The 23094-nt window shown below is 54.1% G+C and carries 23 protein-coding genes; 8 read left to right on the forward strand and 15 right to left on the reverse strand.

Annotated elements, in window-relative coordinates; translation table 11 throughout:
• Positions 1 to 68 precede the first annotated feature (68 nt).
• Positions 69 to 776, reverse strand: a complete 708-nt coding sequence (locus EDC52_RS17310) for a GNAT family N-acetyltransferase (protein ID WP_131867184.1) — start codon at positions 774 to 776, stop codon at positions 69 to 71.
• 118 nt (positions 777 to 894) lie between these two features.
• A complete protein-coding gene (locus EDC52_RS17315) occupies positions 895 to 1722 on the reverse strand; it encodes an SDR family oxidoreductase (RefSeq protein WP_131867186.1) in 828 nt (275 codons plus the stop codon).
• A 105-nt stretch (positions 1723 to 1827) separates the two neighbouring features.
• On the opposite strand from EDC52_RS17315, the gene EDC52_RS17320 reads away from it, so the two are divergent.
• Together EDC52_RS17320 and galR are read left to right on the forward strand one after the other, a co-directional pair.
• A complete protein-coding gene (locus tag EDC52_RS17320; RefSeq protein ID WP_131867188.1) occupies positions 1828 to 2718 on the forward strand; it encodes a LysR family transcriptional regulator in 891 nt (296 codons plus the stop codon).
• 358 nt (positions 2719 to 3076) lie between these two features.
• Positions 3077 to 4081: an HTH-type transcriptional regulator GalR gene (galR, locus tag EDC52_RS17325; RefSeq protein WP_131867190.1), complete on the forward strand. Its 1005-nt coding sequence runs from the start codon at positions 3077 to 3079 to the stop codon at positions 4079 to 4081.
• Between the two features lie 7 nt (positions 4082 to 4088).
• Here galR and EDC52_RS17330 read toward each other — a convergent pair whose 3' ends face one another.
• The 5 genes from EDC52_RS17330 to EDC52_RS17350 all read right to left on the reverse strand — a co-directional run bounded on the left by EDC52_RS17330 (position 4089) and on the right by EDC52_RS17350 (position 8541).
• Positions 4089 to 4544, reverse strand: coding sequence for a GNAT family N-acetyltransferase (locus tag EDC52_RS17330; protein WP_230468085.1), 456 nt, complete (start codon positions 4542 to 4544; stop codon positions 4089 to 4091).
• Positions 4544 to 5302 (reverse strand): FCD domain-containing protein, encoded by a 759-nt coding sequence (locus EDC52_RS17335; RefSeq protein ID WP_131867192.1) that lies wholly within the window; start codon positions 5300 to 5302, stop codon positions 4544 to 4546. Before EDC52_RS17335 ends, EDC52_RS17330 begins: the two co-directional genes overlap by 1 nt.
• 112 nt (positions 5303 to 5414) lie before the next feature.
• The gene (locus EDC52_RS17340) at positions 5415 to 5732 is read right to left on the reverse strand and encodes a PTS sugar transporter subunit IIB (protein ID WP_131867194.1); all 318 of its coding nucleotides are present in this window, start codon (positions 5730 to 5732) and stop codon (positions 5415 to 5417) included.
• Between the two features lie 13 nt (positions 5733 to 5745).
• On the reverse strand, positions 5746 to 7182 hold the full coding sequence (locus EDC52_RS17345; RefSeq protein WP_131867196.1) for a glycoside hydrolase family 1 protein: 1437 nt from the start codon (positions 7180 to 7182) through the stop codon (positions 5746 to 5748).
• 9 nt (positions 7183 to 7191) lie between these two features.
• The gene (locus EDC52_RS17350; protein WP_131867198.1) at positions 7192 to 8541 is read right to left on the reverse strand and encodes a PTS sugar transporter subunit IIC; all 1350 of its coding nucleotides are present in this window, start codon (positions 8539 to 8541) and stop codon (positions 7192 to 7194) included.
• A 159-nt stretch (positions 8542 to 8700) separates the two neighbouring features.
• On the opposite strand from EDC52_RS17350, the gene EDC52_RS17355 reads away from it, so the two are divergent.
• Together EDC52_RS17355 and EDC52_RS17360 are read left to right on the forward strand one after the other, a co-directional pair.
• Positions 8701 to 9027 (forward strand): PTS lactose/cellobiose transporter subunit IIA, encoded by a 327-nt coding sequence (locus tag EDC52_RS17355; protein WP_131867200.1) that lies wholly within the window; start codon positions 8701 to 8703, stop codon positions 9025 to 9027.
• Positions 9028 to 9316: 289 nt separating this feature from the next.
• Positions 9317 to 10099, forward strand: coding sequence for a formate/nitrite transporter family protein (locus EDC52_RS17360; RefSeq protein ID WP_131867202.1), 783 nt, complete (start codon positions 9317 to 9319; stop codon positions 10097 to 10099).
• Between the two features lie 51 nt (positions 10100 to 10150).
• Here the strand turns inward: EDC52_RS17360 and lysA are convergent, their stop codons facing one another.
• The gene (gene lysA, locus EDC52_RS17365; RefSeq protein WP_131867204.1) at positions 10151 to 11413 is read right to left on the reverse strand and encodes a diaminopimelate decarboxylase; all 1263 of its coding nucleotides are present in this window, start codon (positions 11411 to 11413) and stop codon (positions 10151 to 10153) included.
• 135 nt (positions 11414 to 11548) lie between these two features.
• On the opposite strand from lysA, the gene EDC52_RS17370 reads away from it, so the two are divergent.
• Entirely contained in the window at positions 11549 to 12469 is a 921-nt protein-coding gene (locus tag EDC52_RS17370; RefSeq protein ID WP_131867206.1) for a LysR family transcriptional regulator, read from the forward strand.
• 57 nt (positions 12470 to 12526) lie between these two features.
• On the opposite strand, the gene EDC52_RS17375 is transcribed toward EDC52_RS17370, so the two are convergent.
• Positions 12527 to 13684 carry an MFS transporter gene (locus EDC52_RS17375; RefSeq protein WP_131867208.1) on the reverse strand — a complete coding sequence of 386 codons (1158 nt, stop codon included), beginning with the start codon at positions 13682 to 13684 and terminating at the stop codon, positions 12527 to 12529.
• A 25-nt stretch (positions 13685 to 13709) separates the two neighbouring features.
• On the reverse strand, positions 13710 to 14441 hold the full coding sequence (locus EDC52_RS17380) for a tetratricopeptide repeat protein (RefSeq protein WP_131867210.1): 732 nt from the start codon (positions 14439 to 14441) through the stop codon (positions 13710 to 13712).
• A 384-nt stretch (positions 14442 to 14825) separates the two neighbouring features.
• On the opposite strand from EDC52_RS17380, the gene EDC52_RS17385 reads away from it, so the two are divergent.
• On the forward strand, positions 14826 to 16142 hold the full coding sequence (locus EDC52_RS17385) for an MFS transporter (protein ID WP_131867212.1): 1317 nt from the start codon (positions 14826 to 14828) through the stop codon (positions 16140 to 16142).
• Between the two features lie 106 nt (positions 16143 to 16248).
• Here EDC52_RS17385 and EDC52_RS17390 read toward each other — a convergent pair whose 3' ends face one another.
• The 4 genes from EDC52_RS17390 to EDC52_RS17405 all read right to left on the reverse strand — a co-directional run bounded on the left by EDC52_RS17390 (position 16249) and on the right by EDC52_RS17405 (position 20219).
• Positions 16249 to 17277, reverse strand: a complete 1029-nt coding sequence (locus EDC52_RS17390; protein ID WP_131867214.1) for an NAD(P)H-quinone oxidoreductase — start codon at positions 17275 to 17277, stop codon at positions 16249 to 16251.
• 258 nt (positions 17278 to 17535) lie between these two features.
• Positions 17536 to 18699, reverse strand: coding sequence for an MFS transporter (locus tag EDC52_RS17395; RefSeq protein WP_131867216.1), 1164 nt, complete (start codon positions 18697 to 18699; stop codon positions 17536 to 17538).
• Positions 18699 to 19265, reverse strand: coding sequence for a cupin domain-containing protein (locus tag EDC52_RS17400; protein ID WP_131867218.1), 567 nt, complete (start codon positions 19263 to 19265; stop codon positions 18699 to 18701). The genes EDC52_RS17395 and EDC52_RS17400 overlap by 1 nt, the downstream gene beginning before the upstream one ends.
• A gap of 135 nt (positions 19266 to 19400) precedes the next feature.
• Positions 19401 to 20219 carry a sulfite exporter TauE/SafE family protein gene (locus tag EDC52_RS17405; protein ID WP_131867220.1) on the reverse strand — a complete coding sequence of 273 codons (819 nt, stop codon included), beginning with the start codon at positions 20217 to 20219 and terminating at the stop codon, positions 19401 to 19403.
• Between the two features lie 102 nt (positions 20220 to 20321).
• On the opposite strand from EDC52_RS17405, the gene EDC52_RS17410 reads away from it, so the two are divergent.
• A complete protein-coding gene (locus EDC52_RS17410; protein ID WP_131867222.1) occupies positions 20322 to 21107 on the forward strand; it encodes an AraC family transcriptional regulator in 786 nt (261 codons plus the stop codon).
• A gap of 120 nt (positions 21108 to 21227) precedes the next feature.
• Positions 21228 to 22358: a M20 family metallopeptidase gene (locus EDC52_RS17415; RefSeq protein ID WP_131867224.1), complete on the forward strand. Its 1131-nt coding sequence runs from the start codon at positions 21228 to 21230 to the stop codon at positions 22356 to 22358.
• Positions 22359 to 22464: 106 nt separating this feature from the next.
• Here the strand turns inward: EDC52_RS17415 and EDC52_RS17420 are convergent, their stop codons facing one another.
• Positions 22465 to 22932, reverse strand: coding sequence for a winged helix-turn-helix transcriptional regulator (locus tag EDC52_RS17420; RefSeq protein WP_131867226.1), 468 nt, complete (start codon positions 22930 to 22932; stop codon positions 22465 to 22467).
• Positions 22933 to 23094: the final 162 nt, after the last annotated feature.

Genomic DNA, 23094 nt, shown 5'->3' on the forward strand with positions numbered 1-23094 from the left:
GTCATCTCCTTATGAGTGGATGATAATAATTGCTCCGCCAACTAACTTTAGCAGATTGGGCGCGTCATTTATAAAGATGGCATAAAAGCCGACAATGGCTTTTGCTGCTGCCCATCGGCGGTGAAATTATCCCGACTTAGCCACTCGGCCAACGCCGCTCTTATCTGCGGCCACTCTTTATCGATAACTGAATACCAGCAGGTATCTCGATTGTGCCCGCGAGAGACGACGGCCTGACGGAAGGTACCTTCATACTGAAATCCCAGGCGCCTGGCCGCACGGTTGGAAGGCATGTTCAGACTGTGGCACTTCCACTCACAACGGCGATAGCCTAATTGATCGAAAGTGTATGATAACAGCAGGGCGATGGCTTCAGTGCTGCAGCGGGATCGCTGCATCAGTGGGGTCCAATTGACCCAGCCGATTTCGAGTACGCCATTGGCCGAATCAATGCGCAACAACGATACCGACCCTACGGCACTGCCGCTGGCCAAATCGATAACAGCGAAAAACAGCGGATCATGACTGGCACTTTGCGCTGCCAGTAAAGAGTCGCAATCAGCAGGCGTCGCCGGACGATCGATGGAAAGATAGCTCCAGTCCCGCTGATCTTCTGCCAACTGCCAGGCATCAAACAACGCTTGGCTATGGGCGGTAGCCAGCGGCTCTAGCCGGCACCAGTGGCCTTCCAGAGTGACCTTTTCCGGACGTGGTCTGGCGACCCAGTCCGGCAGTGGGGAGCCTATCGGCTGCTGATACTGATTCTTTATGCTCATCTGATTTTTCCCTGTCGGTGCCGGTCAAAAGCGGAACCGGTAGCTGAGACATCGGCGTGTATTGCCATTATCAACCAGATACTAACGGGAAAAAAATCAGATGGCATTATATTCCTTTCTATTCCTTATCAGCGGAATAAGCGAGTTTCTTTTGTTGCGAGGCCAGCGCCAGACGCTGTGTCAGGGCTTGAGTGATGTGATCGTAGGCGGCGCTGCCCAGTGGCAATCGCAACGGCGGCTGGGGTTGGTCAAGCACCTGCAGCATGGCGTCCACGGTTCTGTCGGCATCTCCTTTGATATCGAATGAGCCAGTTAACAGCGCCCGGCGAAATTCGCCGGCGACCGTGGGCCCGTAGCATGCCAAAGGTTCGGCCACATCCAGTCCAGCGCCGAAATTGGTCTCTGTCGGGCCTGGCTCAACCAGTACGAAGTCGATATTGAAGGCAGCGACTTCCTGGGCAACTGATTCCACAAAACCTTCGATTCCCCATTTGGTCGCATGATAGAGGCTGAAATCAGGATAAGCGATTTGTCCCCCTTCCGAGGATAGCTGAACGATGCGACCGCCCCCCTGCCGCCGCAGATAAGGTAACACCGCCCGGATAAGGTGAATGGAACCGGTCAGGTTAGTGGCGATCTGGCGATCAATTTGCGCATCAGTCAGCTCTTCGGCAGCGCCGAACAGGCCATAACCCGCATTACTCACTATTCGATCTATACGTCCCAGGGCGTTGAAAGCCTCAGCGACTACGGTTTTGATTGCGGCGGTGTCAGTCAAGTCCAGGCTGATAACCCGCAGCCGGGAGCCGTAGCGTTCGGTCAGATCATCCAGCGATCCAGGTCGGCGAACGGTCGCCACCACCCGGTCATGCCGCGCCAGTAAGCGTTCGGTCAGCAAACGGCCAAGCCCGGCGGCGGTGCCGGTGATAAACCATGTTTTACTCATACTGTGATTCCTGTCGGTGTGGGTTGCGTGTTCACCAGACTAATGCGTTATCATTGGTGTGTTAATAGCATTAATCACGAATGATACAGTCAGGAAATCAAACCAATGGCGAAACCGACTCTTGATGGCCTGCGTGCTTTTGCGGCCATCGCAACTCATAACAGCTTCCGCCGGGCCGCCGATCATCTCGGCGTTTCCCATTCGTCACTGAGCCTAGGGCTGAAACAGTTGGAGAGCGAACTTGGCGTTCGACTGTTCCACCGGACAACCCGCAGCGTCTCTCTGACAGAGGCGGGCGAACAGCTGCAAAAACGGTTGAATCCGGTGCTGCATCAGCTTGAACAGCTGTTGGGTGATATTTCCGCCGCCGGCGGTCAGCCGACCGGCAGGCTGAGAATCAATGGCAGTGAGCCGGCAATCAGGGTTTTACTGCAACGGGTAGTGCCGCGCTTCACGGCTAATTTTCCAGGCATGGAACTGGATTTGGTGGCAGAGGGGCAGTTGGTCGACATCGTCGAGCAGGGATTTGACGCCGGCGTCCGCTTGGGCGAAGCGGTACCCCGGGATATGATAGCGGTGCGCCTGTCCGAGGATATGCGTTTTCTGGCGGTCTGCGCGCCACACTATCTTGCCGGTCGAGAATTGCCCGCTACCCCCGAGGATCTGCTTAAGCATCAGTGTATCCGTCAGCGGCTACCCAGCGGCAAGCGCTATCGTTGGGAATTCAGCCGCCATGGGCAGACAATGGCGATAGATGTTCCCGGCAACCTGACGTTGGATAATATTCAGTTAATGATAGAAGCGGCGCATCAGGGGCTGGGTATCGCCTATGTGCCGGAACTCTCGGTACGCCAAAGGCTGGATGAGGGGAAGCTGGTGAGCCTGCTGGAAGACTGGAGTCCATGCATTCCAGGATTGTTTCTGTATTTTCCGGCTAACCGGCATATGCCTGCCGGGTTGCGGGCGTTTATTGATCTGGCGAAAACACGGGATTGAGATAAAAAAAAACCTACGCATCTGCGTAGGTTGGTGCAACTGAAATGGACTCAACACACAGAGTATGCTGATTTCTCACCAATCAATACCTCTGGGAATAGCTACTCTATGCGGCCCATCGCCTATTCTCCAGGTATCAATCGCAAGATTGATGCTCGAAGTGAAACCAACTGTAAAATTCACACAATTATTATAAATAAACGAATATTAACTTGGTTGATAAATAGCTTTTGAAATCATTTCGCCAGAAGATATTTATATTGTTTCCAAAAGCTGTGCGCTAACGCCTTGCGAAAGCAATGTTTTTTCCGTAAAACTGGACAATGTAACCGATTACCTTTCAGAGCCGGGAAAGCTTATGGCGACTATTAAGGATGTAGCAAAACTGGCCGGCGTCTCGGTGGCGACCGTCTCGCGGGTCATCAACCACTCTCCCAAGGCCAGCGACCAGTCGCGACAGGCGGTATTCAGCGCCATGGAACAGCTGCAATATCACCCCAATGCCAATGCTCGGGCCCTGGCCCAGCAATCAACCGAGACATTGGGGCTCATCGTTTCCGATGTATCGGACCCCTTTTTTGGCACTATGGTCAAAGCAGTGGAGCAGGTCGCCTACAATACCGGTAATTTCCTGCTGATAGGCAATGGCTACCATGTGCTGGAAAAGGAGCGTCAGGCCCTGGAACAACTCATTCGTCACCGGTGCGCGGCCCTGGTGGTCCATGCGCAGATGATCCCGGAAGCCGAGCTTAATGGCCTGATGGCCCATTTCCCGGGCATGGTATTGATTAACCGCATTTTGCCCGAATATGCCAGCCGCTGCGTGGCGCTCGACGATCGCTATGGTGCCTGGCTGGCGACGCGCCACCTGATTCAGCAGGGCCATCGACGTATCGCTTTTATCTGTTCCCGCCATCCTATTCCCGACAGTACCGACCGGCTGCAGGGATATCGGGATGCGCTAACAGAGCATGACATTGCGGTGGATGAAAAGCTTATCGCCTATGGCGAGCCGGATGAAGTAGGTGGCGAGCAGGCGATGACCGGCCTGCTGGGCCGCGGCAGGAACTTCACCGCCATTGCCTGCTATAACGATCCGATGGCGGCAGGCGCGCTGGCGGTAATGAGCGATAACGGCATCGACGTCCCGCAGGATATTTCACTGGTCGGTTTTGATGATGTGCTGATTTCCCGCTACCTGCGTCCCAGGCTTACCACTGTCCGCTATCCGGTGGTGGCGATGGCGACCCAGGCCGCACAGCTGGCGCTGGCGCTGGCCAATGGCGGGCCGATGCCAGAGGTGACCAATACCTTCAGTCCGACGCTGGTGCGTCGCCACTCGGTCGCGCCGCCGGCTTCCTGACCGGCTGTCAGAGCACTCGGTGATAAAGACGCACGGAGTGATCTGGATACTCGATGGCGTCGCCGATATAGCTCCAGCCGCTGCGTTCATAATAGCCAACAAGCGTAGTATAGAGGTACAGGTGTTCGAATCCCGACTGAACAGCAAAATCGGCCACTGCCTGCTGCAGTCGCTGACCAATCCCCTGCTGCCGGTTGTCGCCGTCAATATACAATGCCGCCAGCCAGGGAGTCAGATCCTGGCGAGCCAGCAGATCGGCGCGCCACAGTCCGGCAGTGCCCACCAGTTTTCCGTTACGTAGCGCAATGAAGGTAATAGGTAATCCTTGGCGACGCAGGCTGTTTTGCACCAACGCAGCATAGAACGGCCGACTGACGACACCGCCGAACTCCTGGGACAGGCACTCAACGACCGCATCAGCAAACTGCGGATAATCGGCTAGCAATGAGATGGTCATTGTCATCAGACCAGTTTCCCTTGGAAAATCGGAACTGATTCAAACAGATAGCCATCGAATTCCGGGGCATCGGCATCTGAGATTTCCATCAGGGTATTTTTGACGTTTTCAAGGTGTTGCCACATATATTGGTAACAGCCCATCACGTCCCTGCGACGCAGCGCGGCCAGGATATTCTGATGGTCTGCCAGCCATCGGAGGCGCAGGGCCGTGGTGTCTATATGGCTATGGAGCTGCTGCCACAGGGCGCTGGACTCCTGACGCTGCCAAACGCTTTTCACCGTTTCCAGCAGCATTTCGTTTTGCGTCGCGGTGGCGATGAGTTCGTGAAAACGCTTATCACTGTTGCCGTGGCGGGCATTGGTAGTGATATCCCGCTGTTCCTGTTCAAGCGTCCGGCGCAGGTTTTCGATATCGCCCTTGGTGGCCATCTTGGCGGCAAACGCGGCGATATTGCTTTCGATCAACTGACGCGCCTGAAGTAATTCGAACGGGCCTATTTCGCTGTCGCTGAAAGATGCCGCTTCCTCGGCTTCAATACCCGGGATCCTCACCACATACACCCCGGATCCCTGACGGATATCGACCGTCTTTTCCAGTTCCAGCATCAGCAGCGCCTCGCGCACTATCGTGCGGCTGACGCCGTAGGTTTCAGCGATATTGCGCTCTGGGGGCAGGCGTGTACCCTGCGGATAATGACCAGACTGAATTTTTTGCCGCAAATCCCGGCCGATCTCCTGATACTGCTTTTTTTCCTGCAACATCACACCCTTTCCCCATCAAATCAGTCTCGACCTGCCCGGCATTATCCAGGTCGGCGCACGGCCCCTTCGCCTGCACCAGTATAACTATCGCACAGGCCCGGGGTAGTTGGGGCTATTGTACCAAACCCAACGCCTGATCGAGCACTTTCGCACCGTTTAAGGTGCCGTAGGCCACGGTATCAATCACGGCAATCGGGATTTGCCATTCATCAGTCAATTTTTTGTTCTCGTTAAGCTTGAAGCGAACCTGAGGCCCCAGCAGCACCACCACGATATCACTGCCGTAATTCTGCAGTTCATCACGTAGATTCTGCTCAGGGATGGCATAGATTTTATAGTCGAGCGAGCGAGCGGCGGCCTCCTTCTCCATCTTGGTCACCACCAGGGAAGTGGACATGCCTGCTGAACAGGCTAATACGATACGTTTCATCGATAATTCCTCGCTATTTAATGTCGTTATCCAGGGTCAATGTCAGCATGCGGCTGTCGCTCAATTGCCGATACCAGCCGGCAGATTTTTTAGGTCGCCGAGTTAACTGCTGCTGCAGGTCAATTTCAATGAGTCCATAACGATTTTTGAACGCGTTCATCGGCGATACATTGTCGGTAAAGGCCCAGAGCATATAGCCCAGGCAGCGAGCGCCCTCTTCTCTGGCCTTCAATGCCCAGTAAAGGTGTTCGGCAATAAAGGCAATCCGATAATCGTCCTGAATCACTCCCTGCTCATTTTTGAATTGGCTTTCATTTTCAATGCCAATACCGTTTTCGGCGATAAACCACGGCATAGTCGGATAATCCCGGGTCATCCGCTTTGCCATGTCATAGATTATTTTGGGATTGATTTCCCAGCCACGGGACTTGTTCATCCGGCGGCCGGGCAATTCAAACGGATCGTAGAAGCAGGCCGGATGGAAAGGTGTTTCTTCATGCCAGCGATAGCTCGGCGCTTTAACTCGGTGGGGATAATAGAGATTGATGCCGACTTCGTGCACCGTATGTCGCCGTATAACCTCGAGATCAGTTTGGGTGTAGTGCCATTCCACCTGATGGAGCGCCAGCAGTTCCATAAGCTCTGTCGGGTACTCTCCTTTAAGCAGCGGATCGAGAAACACCCGGTTGTAGAACAGATCATAGAGCCGGGCTGCCTTGACATCATGCGGCGCGGAGGAACGCGGATAAGTCACTTCCGGATTAAGGATAACGCCGACCGAGCCTCCCTCGCCCCGGTAGCCTTGCTGTTCAAAAAGCTGCACTAGCAGTGCGGTAGCCAGGTTTTTATGGTGGTTCCACTGCATCCATTTATGGGTACTTTGCTCATAGGGATACCGCAGCGCGTCAAGGTATACCCGAGTCTGGACCACAATAGGCTCATTGAACGAGAACCAGCGTTTCACCTTGTGGTGATAGCGTTCAAACACCTTCCCGGCATAGCGAACGAACAGGTCAACGACGTCACGGGACTGCCAGCCGCCATATTTCTGTAGCAAAACAGCCGGCAGTTCGTAATGCTCAAGGCAGATCATCGGCTCAATGCCCTCGGCCAGTAATTCATCAATGACGCTATCCACATAGCCGGCATAGTCCTCATCCACTATTACCTGCTCGTAATCGAGCAAAAAACGCGACCAATTGATGGAGGTGCGAAAGTGACTCAACCCGGATTGTTTCATCAGGGCGATATCTTCCCGGTAACGATGGTAGAAATCAGTGGCGACCGCCGGCCCATAACCTTGGTGCCACACCTGCCTGTCTTCCAGATACCACAAATCCGGCCAGGAATCCTGACCCGGTTTTTTACCGCTCCAGCCTTCGGTTTGCCATGCGGACGCGGCGGCCCCAAGGATAAAATCGGCTGGAATCGGGATGGATACTTTACTCATGCATACACCTCATGACGACTTGACTTCCGATGTCTCAACGGCCAGTTGCTCAGCTTCAAGCTGTGCCCGTTCGGCCCGGCGCGATGCCACCCTGACAAACGGCAAGTACACCAGGAAAGAGACCAGAATACAGACCAACTGCGTGACCACCGCGCCCATTGAACCGGCGGTGGAAAGCCAGGCGTTGATGATAGGAGGGGTAGTCCAAGGCACCATGACCACTGCTTTACCGGCAAATCCGAGGCTGGTGGCAAAATAGCCGATAGTGCCGGTAATCAGCGGAATAATGATAAAAGGGATCGCCAGAATCGGATTAAGCATGATCGGCATGCCAAAGATGACCGGTTCATTGATGTTGAAGAATGAAGGCCCCAGGGAAAGCTTGGCGATTTCCTTCATCTCTTTGCGCCTGGAGGCAAACAGGACGGCAAACAGCAGGCCAATGGTTAATCCTGAGCCACCGATGCTCATATACACGTCCCAGAACGGCATGGTGATGATGTTCGGTATTTCCTTTCCCTGCTCGAAGGCAGTCATGTTGACCATGATGGCGCCCAGCAGCAGCGGTTCACGGATCGGTTTGATCATTTGATTACCATGAATACCGATAACCCAGAACAACTGGGCGACAAACATCAGCACCAGGATACCCGGCAGGCTCTGAACCACCGACTCCAGCGGCTGCTGTACCACTTTATATACCGCATCATAGAGATACATACCGGTGATACGGTGGAAAACGTAGCCAAAGGTGGCCAGCAGCAGCACGGTAATAATCGCCGGGAACAAGGCCGCGAAGGAGGCGGAGACATTAGGCGGCACGCTGTCGGGCATTTTGATATTGAATTTTTCCACCTTCTCCAGGCGGGAATAGATTTCGACAGAAATGATGGCGATAAACATCCCCAGAAACAGGCTCTTGGTATCGGAGAATTGTTTTGCCAGCACATCCTTGACCACCATCATCTGATCGCCAACCATCATGTCCAGGGTGGTGGGGGTAACGGCTATAAAGCAAATCACCGCCAGCAGGCCAGGGAACAGGGTCCTGGAGCCGTTGATTCTCCCCAGTTCAATACCAATCAAAAACACCGCGCCGATGGTCAGGAAACTCAACGTGGCGTAATTGATACTGCTCATTATCGGTTTTAACTGCGCCAGAGGGGCAAAAAAACTGAAGCTCGCCAGGCCATTCACCGGGTCCAGCACCATATTTGATATCAGGACAGAGAAAGCGCCGACAATAATCACCGGCATCAGGGTGATAAAAGACGCTTTAATCGCCATGATATATCTCAGGCTGTTGAAGCGACTGGCGAATGATCCCAGAGAATCGATCATGCGATCCTTAAATGACATAAGCACTACCTCATCAATCGGTGGATTAGAGCTCGGTGTTGGTATGCCAAAAAGTAACCTAAATGAAGTATTTTTCTGTGATCATACTCTCACAAGCCGATATTGGAATTCCAATATTATAGAAGTGTGCAATTTGGCATACCAATAGAGGCGAAAATAATGGAAGACTTTGAACAGACGGTCATGGAATTACTGATCAATGCCGGCGAGGCAAGATCAAATGCAATGATGGCTATCCAGGCGGCGCGCAGAAAAGAATGGGATCAGGCGGATGTCCTGCTGCAATCGGCGAAAGATGCCACTCGCGTGGCTCACGGCATCCAGACCCGATTGATTGGCCTGGACGAAGGCCAGGGTAAGATACCGATCAATCTGATTATGGTCCACGCCCAAGACCACTTGATGACCGCCATGCTCTGTCAGGATCTGGCCGAGGAATTGGTGCTGCTAAGGCGCGAAATGGCCGCAGCGTCCGTTATTGCCTGAGAGGCGATGCCCGCAGATAGTCGATAGTCGATAGCAGGTGCGAGTGGCAGGTGGCAAGTAGCAAGTAGCAGTAGCAGTAGCAGTAGCAGTAGCAGTAGCAGTAGCAGTAGCAGTAGCAGTAGCAGTAGCAGTAGCAGTAGCAGTAGCAGTAGCAGTAGCAGTAAAACGGTTACGGAGTATTGATGCTATTTTCTTCAACGAGTGAAGATTTTATTGCCGCTTGATTGGCATAAGTGCCTGTTGCGAGTAATATGCTGCGCACCGTTTTCCTTGTTAACATTTTACTGACATGTCGTTTCATTCTCCTAAAGAAATCGCAGCAATTGCAGTACAGGCTGGCGTGGCCAAAAGCCGCGCTCCGCTGGCCTATCTATGGGTACTCGGCATCGTAGCCGGAGCGTTTATCGCTTTGGGCTTTATGCTGGACTTGCATATCATGGCCAAGCTGCCGCCGGAATGGGGCTCATTCGGCACCTTTCTCGGCGCTGCGGTGTTCCCGGTAGGGCTTATCCTGACCATACTGGCCGGTGGTGAGCTGCTGACGGGCAATATGATGAGCCTACCGATGGCCTGGTTTGCCCGCCAGATAAGCTTTATCTCCCTGGTGCGCAACTGGTTCTGGGTTACCCTGGCCAACTTTATCGGCAGCATTATGATCGCCTGGTTCTTTGGTCATTTTCTCGGTATGACCGAAGGGGCTTTCCTGGCCAAGACGGTGGCCACCGCCCATGCCAAGATTTCAGCCGATTTTATGCATGCCTTCGTCTCGGCGATTGGCTGCAACTGGCTGGTCAGCCTGGCGGTATGGCTTGCCTACAGCAGTAAAGATGTGGCTGGCAAGATCCTGGCCATCTGGTTCCCGATCATGGCGTTTGTGCTGCTGGGCTTCCAACACGTGGTAGCCAATATGTTTGTCATCCCGGCAGCCATTTTCGCCGGCCAGGCGACCTGGTCTGAGTATATGACCAATTTTCCACCAGTATTCCTGGGAAATGCGGTCGGCGGTGGCATCTTCGTCGCAGCGGTGTATTTTATCGCTTACCGTCCGATAGTCCGCCCGGCTGACATCTGACAGCAGTATCCGGCCGCCAGCAGCAGGCAACCGTTGCTGGCGCCGACCGGGTTAAATCAGTTCCAGCGCGAACAGATCGTCAAGCGCCTGACGGCGTCTGATCTGCCGCGGGATGCCGTGCTCAAACAGCACCTCCGGCAACAGCGGGCGACTATTGTAGTTTGACGACATAGACGCACCGTAGGCACCGGTATCATGGAACACCAGGTAATCACCTACCTGCGCCTTGGGCAGTGCCCGTGGCACCACTCCGCCTCCTTCAGCCTGGGTAAACACATCGCCTGACTCGCAAAGCGGCCCGCCGACCACCGTATCGCGCAGCGGTTCATTTTCGGGATTGCGACCGTCGGCCGGCAGCAGGGAAATATGGTGATAGCTGCCGTACATGGCTGGGCGCATCAAATCGTTAAAGCCGGCATCCACCAGCACAAAATGCCGACCGCCCATCTGCTTGACCACCCTCACCTGCGCCACCAGCGCGCCGGACTCAGCCACCAGAAAACGGCCGGGTTCGATTTCCAGCGTCACCGGATGCCCCAGATGGCGGCTTATTTTCTGCCGGGTCGCATCCCACAAGCCAAAATAGTGATCGGTATTAATCGACTCTTCCCCTAGCCGATAAGGAATTGACAGCCCACCCCCAGCGGAAATCGCCTGGATATCCTGTCCGCTGGCGATCACCTGTTCCGCCATCGCAGCGCAGACCTGTGCCAAATGGGCGTAATCGACCCCGGATCCGATATGCATATGGACGCCGATGAGTTTCAGTCCATGCTGCTGGATCTTGCTGATCGCCTCAGGCAAATCACCAAACCAGATACCGTGCTTACTGTTTTCACCGCCGGTATTGGTTTTCTGACTGTGACCATGGCCAAACCCGGGATTGATACGCAGCCAGACGCCGTGTCCGGGGGAACGCGTGCCGAGTTGATCCAGCATATCGATGGAGCCGGTATTGACCGGAATACCCAGTTCAGCCACCCGATTCAAGGTTTGCTCATCAATAAGATCAGCGGTAAACACGATATCAGCCGGAAATTGGCCAGGCTGGAAGCCTGCCAGCAGCGCACGTTCAATCTCCCCCAGCGAGACCGAGTCGACTTTGACCCCCTGCTCGCGCATCAGCCGCAGAATATGGATATTAGAGCAGGCTTTCTGGGCAAAGCGGATAACATCAAACCGGCGCAGTTGGTTAATGCTTGCGGTAATGGTTTCGGCTTCATAGGCCCATACCGGGCCGCCATATTGCCGGTAAAGCTGCAGCAGGTTGTCGGCATTCAGGGCGCTGGGGGTATTGAACAGGCTGTGAGGCATAGTGATCTCGTTATTATCCGGCAATGCGTTAATGAATATAACGTTATTATCCCAGCGCCTGCATCAGCAATAAAATATCTATTTTGCTCTGATCTATTCATTTATGATATGGGATAGGCTGATAACGGGGGCACTATGGCAGGCGTTTCACTTCGACACATCGATATTTTTTATACCGTAATGACTACCGGCAACCTGACTGAAGCCGCAGCGCAGCTCAATACCTCGCAGCCAACGGTAAGCCGTGAATTGGCCCGATTGGAACGGCTGCTGCAGATGACGCTGTTCGAGCGCATTAAAGGCCGCCTTAAACCCACCAGGGAAGGGCTCAGACTGTTTGAGGAAGTCCGGCAATCCTACTCCGGGCTGGACCGTATTCTCGCCGCTGCCCAGTCAATCCGCCGTTTTGACCAAGCCCAGCTGTCGCTGGCCTGCCTGCCGGTATTCTCCCAGTCACTGCTGCCCGAGATTTGTCGGGGTTTCCTGGCGGCCTACCCGGCGGTAAGCATTAACGTGATACCGCAGGAGTCACCGTTGCTTGAAGAGTGGCTATCGGCCCAGCGCCATGATTTGGGATTGACCGAGCATGACCTGACACCTGCCGGTACCGAACGTGAGGCATTGATGACCTTAAATGAAGTCTGCGTTCTTCCTGCTGGCCATCCGCTGTGTAACCGCGAGATGCTCTGCCCCGCCGATTTTGCCGGTCAGCCCTTTATCAGCCTGTCGGCAGGCGATGGCTATCGACAATTGCTGGATAACTGTTTTGCAAAGGCCGGCGTTAACCGGCGCATGGTGCTGGAGACCCACAGCGCGGCTTCAGTGTGCGCCATGGTGCGCGCCGGCGCCGGCGTGTCGATAGTCAATCCGCTGACGGCCCTGGATTATGCCGCCAGCGGTGTAGAGTTAAGACCATTCAGCATAGACGTGCCGTTTACCGTCAGCCTGATACGCCCGCTGCATCGCCCCGCTTCAGCACTGGTGGATGCCTTTCGCGGCTTTCTGCATGAATTTGCCGCCGACGTCCCCGCCAGGCTTAGCCGGCACCTGGCCTGAGGCCGCTACCGGGCTGAAAAGATGCGTCCGCTTGCCAGCCAGTGGAGAAGGCGGTATTCAGGCGGTAACCGGCCTGCCGGGCGATGTTCTGAAGGTCACCAGGCAAATCAGTAGCCCACCAACCGCCAGCAGCGCCGCCGCCAGCGGAATAGCGGTCAGCCCCCAGCCGATAGCAATGACCTTGCCACCAACCCACGCCCCAAGCGCGTTACCGATATTAAAAGCCGAAATATTCAATGTCGATACCAGGTTAGGCGCATCGTTGCCGTGGGCCACTACATTAATCTGCAGGGCCGGAATGGTGCTGAAGGTGGCTATCGCCCATAAAAACAGGGTAATTTCAGCCGGCCACAGATCGCCGCTGGTCCAGCGGAACACGATGGAAAAGACGGCGATAAGCGTAAAGCTCAGCATCAGGCTGAAGGATACGCGCCAGTCGGCCAGCCGGCCGCCGATAAGATTGCCCAGCGTCAGGCCGGCACCGATCATAAACAGGGTCCAGCTAACCCCTTTATCAGTAATGCCGGTCACCTGCAGCAGTAAAGGCGCAATATAGCTGAACAAGGTAAACATGGCCGCGGCAAACAATACCGTCATCAGCAGCGACAGCAGCAGTCTGCCGTTACGCAAAGCAGAAAACTCCCGGCCCAGATCCGGCGGCGTCGCGTTACGCTGAGCCGGCAGGCTGAACAACAACGCCGCCAGCGACAAAATGCCCAGGCCTGCCACGCACCAGAAAGTGGCGCGCCAGCCATAGATTTGTCCAAGCCAGGTGCCCAGCGGCACACCCAGCACATTGGCCAGGGTCAGTCCGGTAAACATCATAGCGACGGCTGAGGCCTGGCGATGGGCGGGTACCAGCCCCGCAGCCACCACCGCGCCGATGCCAAAAAAAGCGCCGTGACACAGCGCCGTGACTATCCTCGCCAACATCAGCAGCCCATAGCCGTAAGCCATGGCACAGAGTGCATTACCGACGATAAAAATCACCATCAGCAGCGACAGACAGGTTTTACGAGGCAGCCTGGCGGTCAGCACAGCCATGATCGGCGCGCCAATCGCCACCCCCAGCGCATAGCCACTGATTAACCAACCGGCACCCGGCAGCGAAACCGACAGGCTATCGGCCACCTCAGGCAGTAACCCCATGATGACAAATTCAGTGGTGCCGATGGCGAAAGCGCTCAGCGCCAGTGCCAAAAGAGCAACAGGCATAACGAAACTCCCTGCAAAGCAAAAATCAGTAAAGTGAAACCCGAAGAAATTCTCCGCTGGCGGCTACATTCATTCCAAAGCCGCAATCGCCGCTCCCCTGGGTTAAATGAAGACGGTCCGCTTCGAATAACATATCAACCTGACAGGGTGCATCGCTTATCGTGCTGTCGGCGAGCGGTGCGTAGATTGACTTATTATTATCAATAGATTGAATTGTGGTGAACTGGCCGATATTGGGCCCGTAGAACATCCCCATTCCCGGCATGTAATAGCCATTAAAGGTGATTTTCCATTGGCCGTTATCCGCCGGCATGACGGAAACCGAGCTCCATACTCCCTGCCCGGCATAGCGCCAGTATTGGCCCATGGGGGTCGAGGCAAGGGCGGGGGTTAATCGCGTTAGTATCGGCTGAAGCAGCGTCAGATTGTAGCGGCTTTTATCATTATCCGGTGCCAGATTCAGCCACGCGCGCGCCTGCAAAGGTTCATCATTGCGGATAAGCATCAAGGCAATATTATTATAGGCAGTCTGAATTTCGCGCTGAGATCGGCGGCAAAATTCACTCCATCCAGCCTGGGCGGTATATTCGTCAATCGCTTTGGCAAGATTACCGTGCTGATAAGCGCTTGCTCCTGCCTGGGCATAGCTATCGACTTTGTCGCAGGCGAGTTTTATCTGATCGTCGTCGGTTGCGGCAGCGCTGTGGGCGACATAGCACAAAGCCGCTAACAAGCCCCCTTTCCCTATCCAGTTCATTTCAGGTCTTTCTCACAGGTTTTTCTGGGCTTGAGCGATAATGAAGGGCGTCCGGTAATAAGTAAAGGGGGTTGAATATCGGCTGTTGCTGGATAATCAGGCGCAATTAATTTCTGCGGCAACCTTTTCTACCTTCGATAATAATTATTTAATTATGTTACAAAGATATTTAATCATCTTTACTACAAGATATGCTACTCCACCTACCGAAATAGTCGCACTTCATTCAAAATAAAACGCTATTTTAATGAAAAGATTCAGCTGATATCACTAAGTTATTCCTATAAGATGGATTTATCAATCTTTAACCTTTGATGAATTTTGCAACGGTACGGTTATTTTTGACTAGAGTGTACTAGATATTTTTCAGTTAAAGCCGGCTTTATGATTAGAACAACGCTCTTCAGATTACCTATCAGCTTTATTGCTCAGTTACTCACCCATGAAAATTTTACTGCCCATTTGCGCGGTATTCTGATTGCAGTGTTGTTGACCAGCATCGCGGCATCCACTTATGGTTTCGGCGTTTATCTGTACCCGCAATTAATAAACGTTATGCGAGAGGATTTGCATTTTGATTACCAGGTAGTGGGCACAATAACCGCTGCGGCTCAGGGCTGCTATATCCTATTTTCATTATGCGGAACCTGGCTCGCAAGACGCATCGGCGGCAGCCAGATATTAGTGGGTTCCCTGGCCAGCTGTGGCCTGTTACTTATTATGCTGCCGCTGACCAGCAATATATGGCTTATCGGCTTGATCCTCGCGCTGATGGGAGGACTTACCGCTTCGGTATGGGTGCCGATGGCTGAACTGATTTCCCTGACCATCACCTATGAAAATCGCGGCAAAGTGCTCTCGCTGATTTCCAGCGGCACCAGCTACGGCGTATTCATAAATAGCCTGCTGGTGCCTTGGCTGGTTACCGAGCAGAACTGGCAGACAATCTGGTATGCGGTTGGGGCTGGCACGCTGGTACTGACCCTGGTTACCCTGTTGTCCTTTCGCCGGCTGGGACTGTTTTTCAAAGCCAACCTGGCGCAAACTACGCTGCCTGACACCGACCCGCCAGCCATACCGCAACAACCTCGCACCTCCTGGGGTAAACGCCTGCTTACTGGTCTTCACCAGGCGGTCAAACCTTGGGTAGTCACTATCTGGATCCTGACTTTTGTCGGCGGGTTTTGCGCCATGCCGTTCCAGAACTATCTGTCGCCTTACCTGCTGGAAGAAGTGGGCGTCAGCTCGGATCTGTCATCGCAAATCTGGGGAATGGTAGGCTTTACCGGCATGTTTTCCGGGCTGATACTGGGAACGCTGTCGGACAAAGCCGGTGTGCGCACTACCCTGGCGTTATGTTACGCCTGCCTGTTTCTGGCCGGTGTGCTATTGGTGACGTTACCGACCGGCTATTATCTGTTTGCCGCCAGTATCCTTTTTGCCGTCGCTTACTATCCGATCTTTGGTCTGATCCCGGCCTATACCGCGAAGAAAATCAAGGATGCCGATTCAGGCACCATCACGCTGGTGTTTGGCGTATCAAACGTCACGCTGGGTCTGGGCGGTATGATGGGTAACCTGGTGGGCGGGATGCTCAAGGAGTCGACAGGGTCATTTTTCTGGACTTATGTGGTGGTCATAGCCGCAGCCTTGACCCTGGCGCTGCTGTCACAACTGTTGCCCGATGAGCATAGCGCCTAATGGCCAGGGGCGGTTAGGCTGCCCCTTGGCCGTTTTAGCCTAGCCGTTTTAGCCGTTTTAGCCGTCTTAGCTGTCTTAGCCGTCTTAGCTGTCTTAGCGCAACCAATCAAAGCAAATGGCTGTAGTCAGGCATCACCAGCACAATTTTGCCGATATGGGTGCTGGCTTCCATCAGTTTATGGGCCTGGCTGGCCTGATCGAAGGGGAATGCCCGGTCAATCAACGGCCTGACTCGCCCCTGGGACAGTAATGGCCACACTTTCAGTTGCAATTCAGCAGCTATCGCCGCTTTGTCTTCAACGCTACGCGAACGTAGAGTAGAGCCAGTGTGCGTCAGACGTTTGGCCAGCATCAGCATCAGGTTAAGCTCTTTGGCGGCACCGTTCTGAACCCCTATCTGTATGATGCGGCCATTGACGGCAGCGGCCTGGTAGTTACGCGCCACATACTCGCCGGCAATCAAATCGACCACCACATCCGCGCCGTGATCCTGGGTCAGACGCTTGACCTCGGCCACAAAATCATCGTTGCGATAATTTATGGCGTGGTCAGCCCCCAGCTTCAGCGCCGCCTGGCGTTTCTCTTCTGAGCCTACGGTGGTGATTACCGTAGCCCCAAAAGCCTTGGCCAGCATGATAGTGACGGTACCGATGCCTGAGGTGCCGCCATGGACCAGCAGTGTTTCACCGGCCTCAAGTTTGCCGCGCTGAAACACATTGGCCCAGACGGTAAAAAACGTCTCTGGGATGGCGGCCGCTTCCAAAAGACTGATGCCGTCCGGTATCGGCAGGGCATTGGTTTCATGCACAACGCAGTATTCCGCATAGCCGCCGCCGGCAATCAGGGCGCACACCCGGTCGTTAAGCGAAAAGCGCGTGACGCCTTCGCCAACCTGTACCACTTCGCCGGAAATCTCCAGGCCCGGGATTTTCGACGCGCCGGCCGGCGGCGGATAGGATCCCTGTCGCTGCATCACATCGGGCCGATTGACGCCGGCAGCGGCCACTTTGACCAGCAGATAGCCCGGTTCCACCTTGGGCAGGGGCTGGCTGATAACGATCAATTCCTCGGGGCCACCGGGTTTGCGTATATCGATGGCCTGAAGGGTGTCGGGAAGGGCAGAAGAAGCATTCATGACTGAGATCCTGTTGACTGTTAAAACAAACCTATATCGTCAAGGAGAGACGATGAGGGCCAAGGGTGACTGTCGGTAAGATTAGCGTGCCGTTATCCCGTCCAGGCGGCAAAAAGTGCGTACCATGCCAGTCAGTCCTTTTGCACCTCGTCACTCCACCCATCCATCAGCCGTTGTGGACTCGCTCGCTGAAAACATCCCGCCAATCCTGGCAGGCTGCGTCCCGGGTAGCGTTTGAGCAACCGGTTAACGGATAGATCACGCCTCGCGCACCCGCAGCATCAGCAGCAGTGAAACACTCATCATCACCGTGGCGACGCCATAAGTGGCATGATGGCTGAAATACTGCACCACGCCGCCCTGAATCACCCCGGCCAGAATGACCCCGGTGGTCAGGCTATTGGTGTACAAGGTGGTCGCGACGCCCGCCCTGCCCGGCATCAGATCCTGGAAATAAATAATGCCGATGGTAGCCACAATGCCGATAAAGATGGCGTTAAACAGCGCCAGGATAATAAGCGCCGACTTGTACTGCAGCAAATACATACCCGCATAGAAAATGATGCCGGCAATCAGCGCCACCAACATCAACCGTTTTTTCCCCAGACGCTGAGCCAGATGACCCGCCAGCAGCATGAAGGGGATCTCGACCCCGGCGGTGACCCCCATAAGGATGCCGGCCAAATCCTGCGGCAGCCCCATTTCCTTGGTGATATACAACGGCATATCGATGATATAGATGCTATTGCAGGTCCACATCAGCAACGACGCGACGAACAGCATGCGGATATCCGTGGTCCTGGCAGCGGCTAACTCGAATGAGGGGGTGAGGCCAGGCTGCGATCGCATCGGCACTGAGGGTAAAAACAGCGCGATGATGACTGCCGAGACGACAAACGCCAGCGCAGCGGACAGAAACATCCACATAAAACCGTAATTTAACGCCAGTAAAAAGGCCAGCGGCGGCCCCAATACCCAGGCGAGCGACATCTGGGCGCGCATCAGGGAATTAAACATCGCCGCCTTGCTGGCGGACCGATCGGCATGCTCGCGTGCCAGAGCGAACAACTGCGGTGTTGCGGCGTTGGCGACCGATGCCAATAGCATTCCGACGCTCAGCAGCACCCAATAGTGTCGATTAAAGGCAAAGAGAACGCAGTTACACACCGCGACCAGGCAGCAGGTCAACAGCAACATTCGTCGGTCGCCGCGTTTATCCGATAATCGGCCGATAAAAAAACTGATGATGATCCCGGCTATCGCCGTGACAGCATAAAACAGGCCAACCCACAGCGGGCCGACGCCAACTTCGTTTGTTAGAAACAGGCTCAGGGTCGGCATCTGCAGTGCGCCGGCAATGCCTATTAAAAAAGACACCAGCAAGAAAGCAATAAAAACCCAATTGATACGGCGTTGGAGCATCAGTTATCCCCGGAAGGCAGCGGTGCAGGCTTGCCAGCAGCTGTAGACGACGTGTCAGACAACACCTCTGGCTGGCGGCTAACGCGGTCGGGCTTGCCATCATGACAGCCAAAAGGGTGACGGGGAACATCAGTCCAGCCGTCCTTGCGACGCGCTTCAAATTCCGGATGAAGCGGATAATGAATGCGATTTTCTGCCTTGTTGGCTTCGCCGATCACCAGCAGGCGCACGTCGCTGTCGCTGTTATTAATGAAGGTATGGCAGATACCGGTGCCCGCCGGAAAAGCCACCGCATCGCCAGGCCTGAGAGGGTGGAGCCGGCCATTTATCCAGGCATCCGGTGTCCCTTCCAGCACGAAGATAAACTCTTCTTCGCTGCTTTCCGCGTGGGGGTAGGAGGTCCTGCGCCCGGGAGGCAGTCGCTCGTGATGGATGCCCAGACGGGTAAGCCCCAGCGCCCTGCCCAGCGGCGCACCGAAGCTGAATAATTCATTATCGCCCGGATAAGTCGCACTGCCGTCATCTTCAAGCTCGGTCCAATGGCGGATAAAGTCTGGTCTTTCCATTCGGCGTCCTGTTTGTTACTGGGGGGGGCTGTACACACCTGAGAATTTTAGGAGTCTGCGGGCAACAGCTGCGTTCAATCCATAATTCAATAACAGTAGCAGTGGAGCCACAGGTGGTGCAAACCCTTATAAACCTTAAGATGGCAGTGGGACGGACATCAATATCAATACCGCCACCAGTAAAAAGGGATACAGGCGGGCATGCCAGCTGTCACTAATGCGCGACAGTAATGGCTCGGCAATCCTCATGCCCAGCCATGAACTGAGCAGCAATATAATGGCGGCGTGATACCAGATATAGCCGATATATCCGCTTGCCGTACCTGTGCTTTTTGTTGAAGAAAACAACATAAACGTCAGCAGTCCGGCCGCCGCAACGGGTAAAGTAAATGCGCTGGCCATGGCGGCCGATACCGCCATCGGAAATCCCCTGCGACGCATCAAAGGAACAGTCATGACGCTGCCGCCTACCCCCAGAAATGCAGCAACGAAACCAATAATGGCACCAGCAACAGCGTCTGTAGACCGTTTTGGACCCATGGCGGTTACGGTCGCTTTGGCGATAAAACCTGGCCTGAAACAGCAGTCGATGATGGTGATTAGCAGATAGACAATAAAGAAACCTCGTATCCACTGTCCGTTGACTGATAGCGCACTCACAGCGCCAGCGACTGCCCCTACGGCCAGAGCGCCCATAAACGGCCTGATGGTCTGGTATGAGAGCCGGCCTGCGTAGTAATGCCTGCGCGTTGCTAGAACCGATGAAAAAAACATCACGCAAAGTGAAGTGGCCACCGCTATCTGCATCGCGTTTTGATAAGTGATGTCGAGTGATTCCCCAGAGGTCATCAGTAAAATATAAATCAGTGGAACTGTGAAGAAGCCACCGCCAAAGCCAAATAAATAGGTTGTCACACCCGATACCAAGCCGAACCCCGCAAGCCAGAGCGTCATTTTTTCCTCCTGTGCTAGTAGGCGGTAACATTATAGAATGGCCGAGTGGCTGGCTTGCGAGACAAAGCCAATATGTTTATTTTTTCGGACATGCCGAGGTTTATGCGTAACGTCCTTATCAGTGAAGTTGAAGATTTGCCCCAGCATGTTCTGGCATTGGGTACAGATTATCCTTATGGCACCTTCCTCGATACACATAGCCACCAGCGGGCGCAGTTCCTTTATGGTCTGGAGGGGCTGATGGAAGTGACCACCGAAGACGGTAAATGGATGGTATTGCCATACAGTGGGGTATGGATCCCGGCAGGAAAACCTCACAGCGTCAAAATGATTGGTGTGAGTACTCGCAGCCTTTACATCAAACCAGCTTACGCGCCCAGACAACCCTCTCAGTGTGAAGTACTGAATGTTTCTCCGTTATTACATCAGCTGATTCTTTCCGCTCATCATTTACCTGAGCGCTACCATGACGACGGCCGTGATGAAACGCTTATCGCCCTGATGCTCCATGAAATCAGGCTGGCCAGCCCGCTGCCGTATTTTACGCCGTTACCCCGCCATACGTTACTGGCTGAGCTTTGTGCTGCATTTTTGCTGCAACCTCATATACATTCTACCGCCGAAGAATGGGCCAGGAGCCTGAACAAGAGTGTCCGCACTTTTACGCGACTGTTTCGCCAACAACTGGGATTGACCTTCAGCGAATGGCGCCTCAAGGCTTGCCTGATGCAGGCGCTTGCCGATATGTCCCAGGGCAGTTCGGTGACAGAAATATCATTGAACCTGGGTTACGAAAGCCTCAGTGCCTTTACCACCATGTTTCGTAAACAGCTGGGTTTTCCTCCTTCGGTGTTCATTAAGCAAATCCGTGATGGTAAAAAACAATAACGTCCACCCTGATGAAAGCCCACTGTTCCTCAATAATCCAGGGCTTGAAACGACCTATCTCATAGGGTATTGATGGTCGTTGATTAAATGACTCTCCTAACGTTATGAGGATATCCGACAATGCAAACCGCCGTTGACTACCTGCAACAGTATGCCTCTGTGATCCTCGGTGATATTAAGCGTTTGGTTCAGGCTCAGTCCCCTTCGCTGAACAAGGCGGCGGTTGACCACTGTGGCGAGGTGCTCAAAGCCATTATGTCAGAGCGTCTGGGTGCTGAAGCCAGCATACTGGTACAGCACACCCTGGGCAATCATCTGGCATTTACCGTCGGCACAGGCCCACGGCTTACCAGTATTCTGGGCCATTTTGATACTGTCTGGGAGATTGACGAACTGGCGCTGGTGGAAAAAGACGGCAAACTTTTCGGCCCCGGAGTGCTGGATATGAAAGCCGGCCTTATCCAGGCAATCTGGGCGGTAAGGGCATTGAAAGAATCAGGTGCATTGCAGGGACACACCATTAAATTTATCTGTCCGTCGGATGAGGAGCTTGGCAGTCCGAGTTCACGGCAGTGGATTGAGCAACAGGCTCTCGGTTCCGCGCGGGTGCTGGTGGCAGAACCTGCCGTGGCCGTTAGTGGCGAAGCCAAAATTTCCCGTAAAGGTTCTGGTCGATTTGAAATTCACATCACCGGCAAAGCGGCCCATGCCGGTAACAACCCGGAGGAAGGTATCAGCGCCGTCCAGGAAATGGCCCATCAGATTCTGTTCCTGCATGCCCTTAATGCGCCTGATGAGGGAACCACCGTTAATGTAGGCATCGCCCAGGGCGGATCCAAGTTCAATATCGTCGCCGACCAAGCCATGCTGGGCGTAGATTTTCGTGTCACTCATCTTAGCGAAGCGGAGCGGCTGGTGGCCATTATCAGCAGTCTCAAGCCCCACATCCCAGGCATCGAACTGAAAATATCCGGTGGCATATCGCGTCCGCCAATGGAGATAACGCCTGGAAACCAGGCCCTATTCGTTGAGGCCCAGGCCTCAGCGCTGCGCGTCGGCATTAATCTTGAGGGGAAAGCGGTGGGCGGCGGCAGTGACGGCAACTTCACCTCGGCCATGGGCATTGCTACGCTGGATGGCCTGGGCGCTACCGGATCCGGCATTCACGCCAGGCATGAACATATCATCATCGAGGACATCGTGCCGCGAGCGGCGCTACTGGCCGAAATCATCAGGGGTCATGATGAATAAACGGATAATGTCACTGGGCGGTCTGCAGGCCGGCATTTAAACAGGTTACGGCAGGCAGAGATCGGCCATCAGGGTATGGATGATGAATTGGCCCGGCAGTAATTGTTCAGTTATCGACACTTTCGCCTTTAATCACCCGACGTCGGTGACAGTCGCCGGGTGTCAGTTTCACCCCCCGCTCTGAGCGAACTTCCAGCGGCTGAATCGCCTGCTCACCCTGGTTGTCCATTAATACCGAATGTATCTCTCCTTTTTCGAACAGATAACGCTCCCCCCATTGACGCATGGCAACGACGATAGGAAATACCGAACGGCCCCGTTCAGTAAGTACATATTCGTTATAGGCGCTGCCGTTAGAAACCGGGCGTATTTCAAATACCTTAAGCTCTACCAGTAACTTCAGCCGCGAAGCCAGAATATTTTTGGCCAGGCCCAGGTTTTTTTGAAACTCACTGAACCGGCGAACATCGTCAAATGCTTCGCGAATGATCATCAAGCACCAGCGTTCGCCGATCGCCTCCAATGTCCTGGCGACCGGACATTCGCTGTTTTTAAGTGATTCCTGCCTCGCCATCTGAATACCCTCAGCCGCTGACTGTGTCTATGCCAATGCCAATGCCAATGCCAATGCCAATGCCAATGCCAATGCCAATTTTTACAGCATAATAGCAATGAAAAGTAGTTGCAAAATAAAACTTCTGCTGATAAAAACCTGAAACTAGTTTCAAATAAAAAC

Origin of the sequence: Biostraticola tofi, assembly GCF_004343195.1 — a bacterium.
GTDB classification, from domain to species: Bacteria; Pseudomonadota; Gammaproteobacteria; order Enterobacterales; family Enterobacteriaceae; genus Biostraticola; species Biostraticola tofi.

Coding starts and splice junctions, on each gene's coding strand:
- EDC52_RS17420 (WP_131867226.1), bottom strand. CDS start 22,932: ATGGCGAGGCAGGAATCACTTAAAAACAGCGAATGTCCGGTCGCCAGG.
- lysA (WP_131867204.1), bottom strand. CDS start 11,413: ATGCCTCACAGCCTGTTCAATACCCCCAGCGCCCTGAATGCCGACAAC.
- EDC52_RS17380 (WP_131867210.1), bottom strand. CDS start 14,441: ATGAACTGGATAGGGAAAGGGGGCTTGTTAGCGGCTTTGTGCTATGTC.
- galR (WP_131867190.1), top strand. CDS start 3,077: ATGGCGACTATTAAGGATGTAGCAAAACTGGCCGGCGTCTCGGTGGCG.
- EDC52_RS17405 (WP_131867220.1), bottom strand. CDS start 20,219: ATGACGCTCTGGCTTGCGGGGTTCGGCTTGGTATCGGGTGTGACAACC.
- EDC52_RS17395 (WP_131867216.1), bottom strand. CDS start 18,699: ATGCTCCAACGCCGTATCAATTGGGTTTTTATTGCTTTCTTGCTGGTG.
- EDC52_RS17320 (WP_131867188.1), top strand. CDS start 1,828: ATGGCGAAACCGACTCTTGATGGCCTGCGTGCTTTTGCGGCCATCGCA.
- EDC52_RS17355 (WP_131867200.1), top strand. CDS start 8,701: ATGGAAGACTTTGAACAGACGGTCATGGAATTACTGATCAATGCCGGC.
- EDC52_RS17350 (WP_131867198.1), bottom strand. CDS start 8,541: ATGTCATTTAAGGATCGCATGATCGATTCTCTGGGATCATTCGCCAGT.
- EDC52_RS17330 (WP_230468085.1), bottom strand. CDS start 4,544: ATGACAATGACCATCTCATTGCTAGCCGATTATCCGCAGTTTGCTGAT.
- EDC52_RS17400 (WP_131867218.1), bottom strand. CDS start 19,265: ATGGAAAGACCAGACTTTATCCGCCATTGGACCGAGCTTGAAGATGAC.
- EDC52_RS17370 (WP_131867206.1), top strand. CDS start 11,549: ATGGCAGGCGTTTCACTTCGACACATCGATATTTTTTATACCGTAATG.
- EDC52_RS17385 (WP_131867212.1), top strand. CDS start 14,826: ATGATTAGAACAACGCTCTTCAGATTACCTATCAGCTTTATTGCTCAG.
- EDC52_RS17310 (WP_131867184.1), bottom strand. CDS start 776: ATGAGCATAAAGAATCAGTATCAGCAGCCGATAGGCTCCCCACTGCCG.
- EDC52_RS17375 (WP_131867208.1), bottom strand. CDS start 13,684: ATGCCTGTTGCTCTTTTGGCACTGGCGCTGAGCGCTTTCGCCATCGGC.
- EDC52_RS17360 (WP_131867202.1), top strand. CDS start 9,317: ATGTCGTTTCATTCTCCTAAAGAAATCGCAGCAATTGCAGTACAGGCT.
- EDC52_RS17410 (WP_131867222.1), top strand. CDS start 20,322: ATGCGTAACGTCCTTATCAGTGAAGTTGAAGATTTGCCCCAGCATGTT.
- EDC52_RS17335 (WP_131867192.1), bottom strand. CDS start 5,302: ATGTTGCAGGAAAAAAAGCAGTATCAGGAGATCGGCCGGGATTTGCGG.
- EDC52_RS17390 (WP_131867214.1), bottom strand. CDS start 17,277: ATGAATGCTTCTTCTGCCCTTCCCGACACCCTTCAGGCCATCGATATA.
- EDC52_RS17340 (WP_131867194.1), bottom strand. CDS start 5,732: ATGAAACGTATCGTATTAGCCTGTTCAGCAGGCATGTCCACTTCCCTG.
- EDC52_RS17345 (WP_131867196.1), bottom strand. CDS start 7,182: ATGAGTAAAGTATCCATCCCGATTCCAGCCGATTTTATCCTTGGGGCC.
- EDC52_RS17415 (WP_131867224.1), top strand. CDS start 21,228: ATGCAAACCGCCGTTGACTACCTGCAACAGTATGCCTCTGTGATCCTC.
- EDC52_RS17315 (WP_131867186.1), bottom strand. CDS start 1,722: ATGAGTAAAACATGGTTTATCACCGGCACCGCCGCCGGGCTTGGCCGT.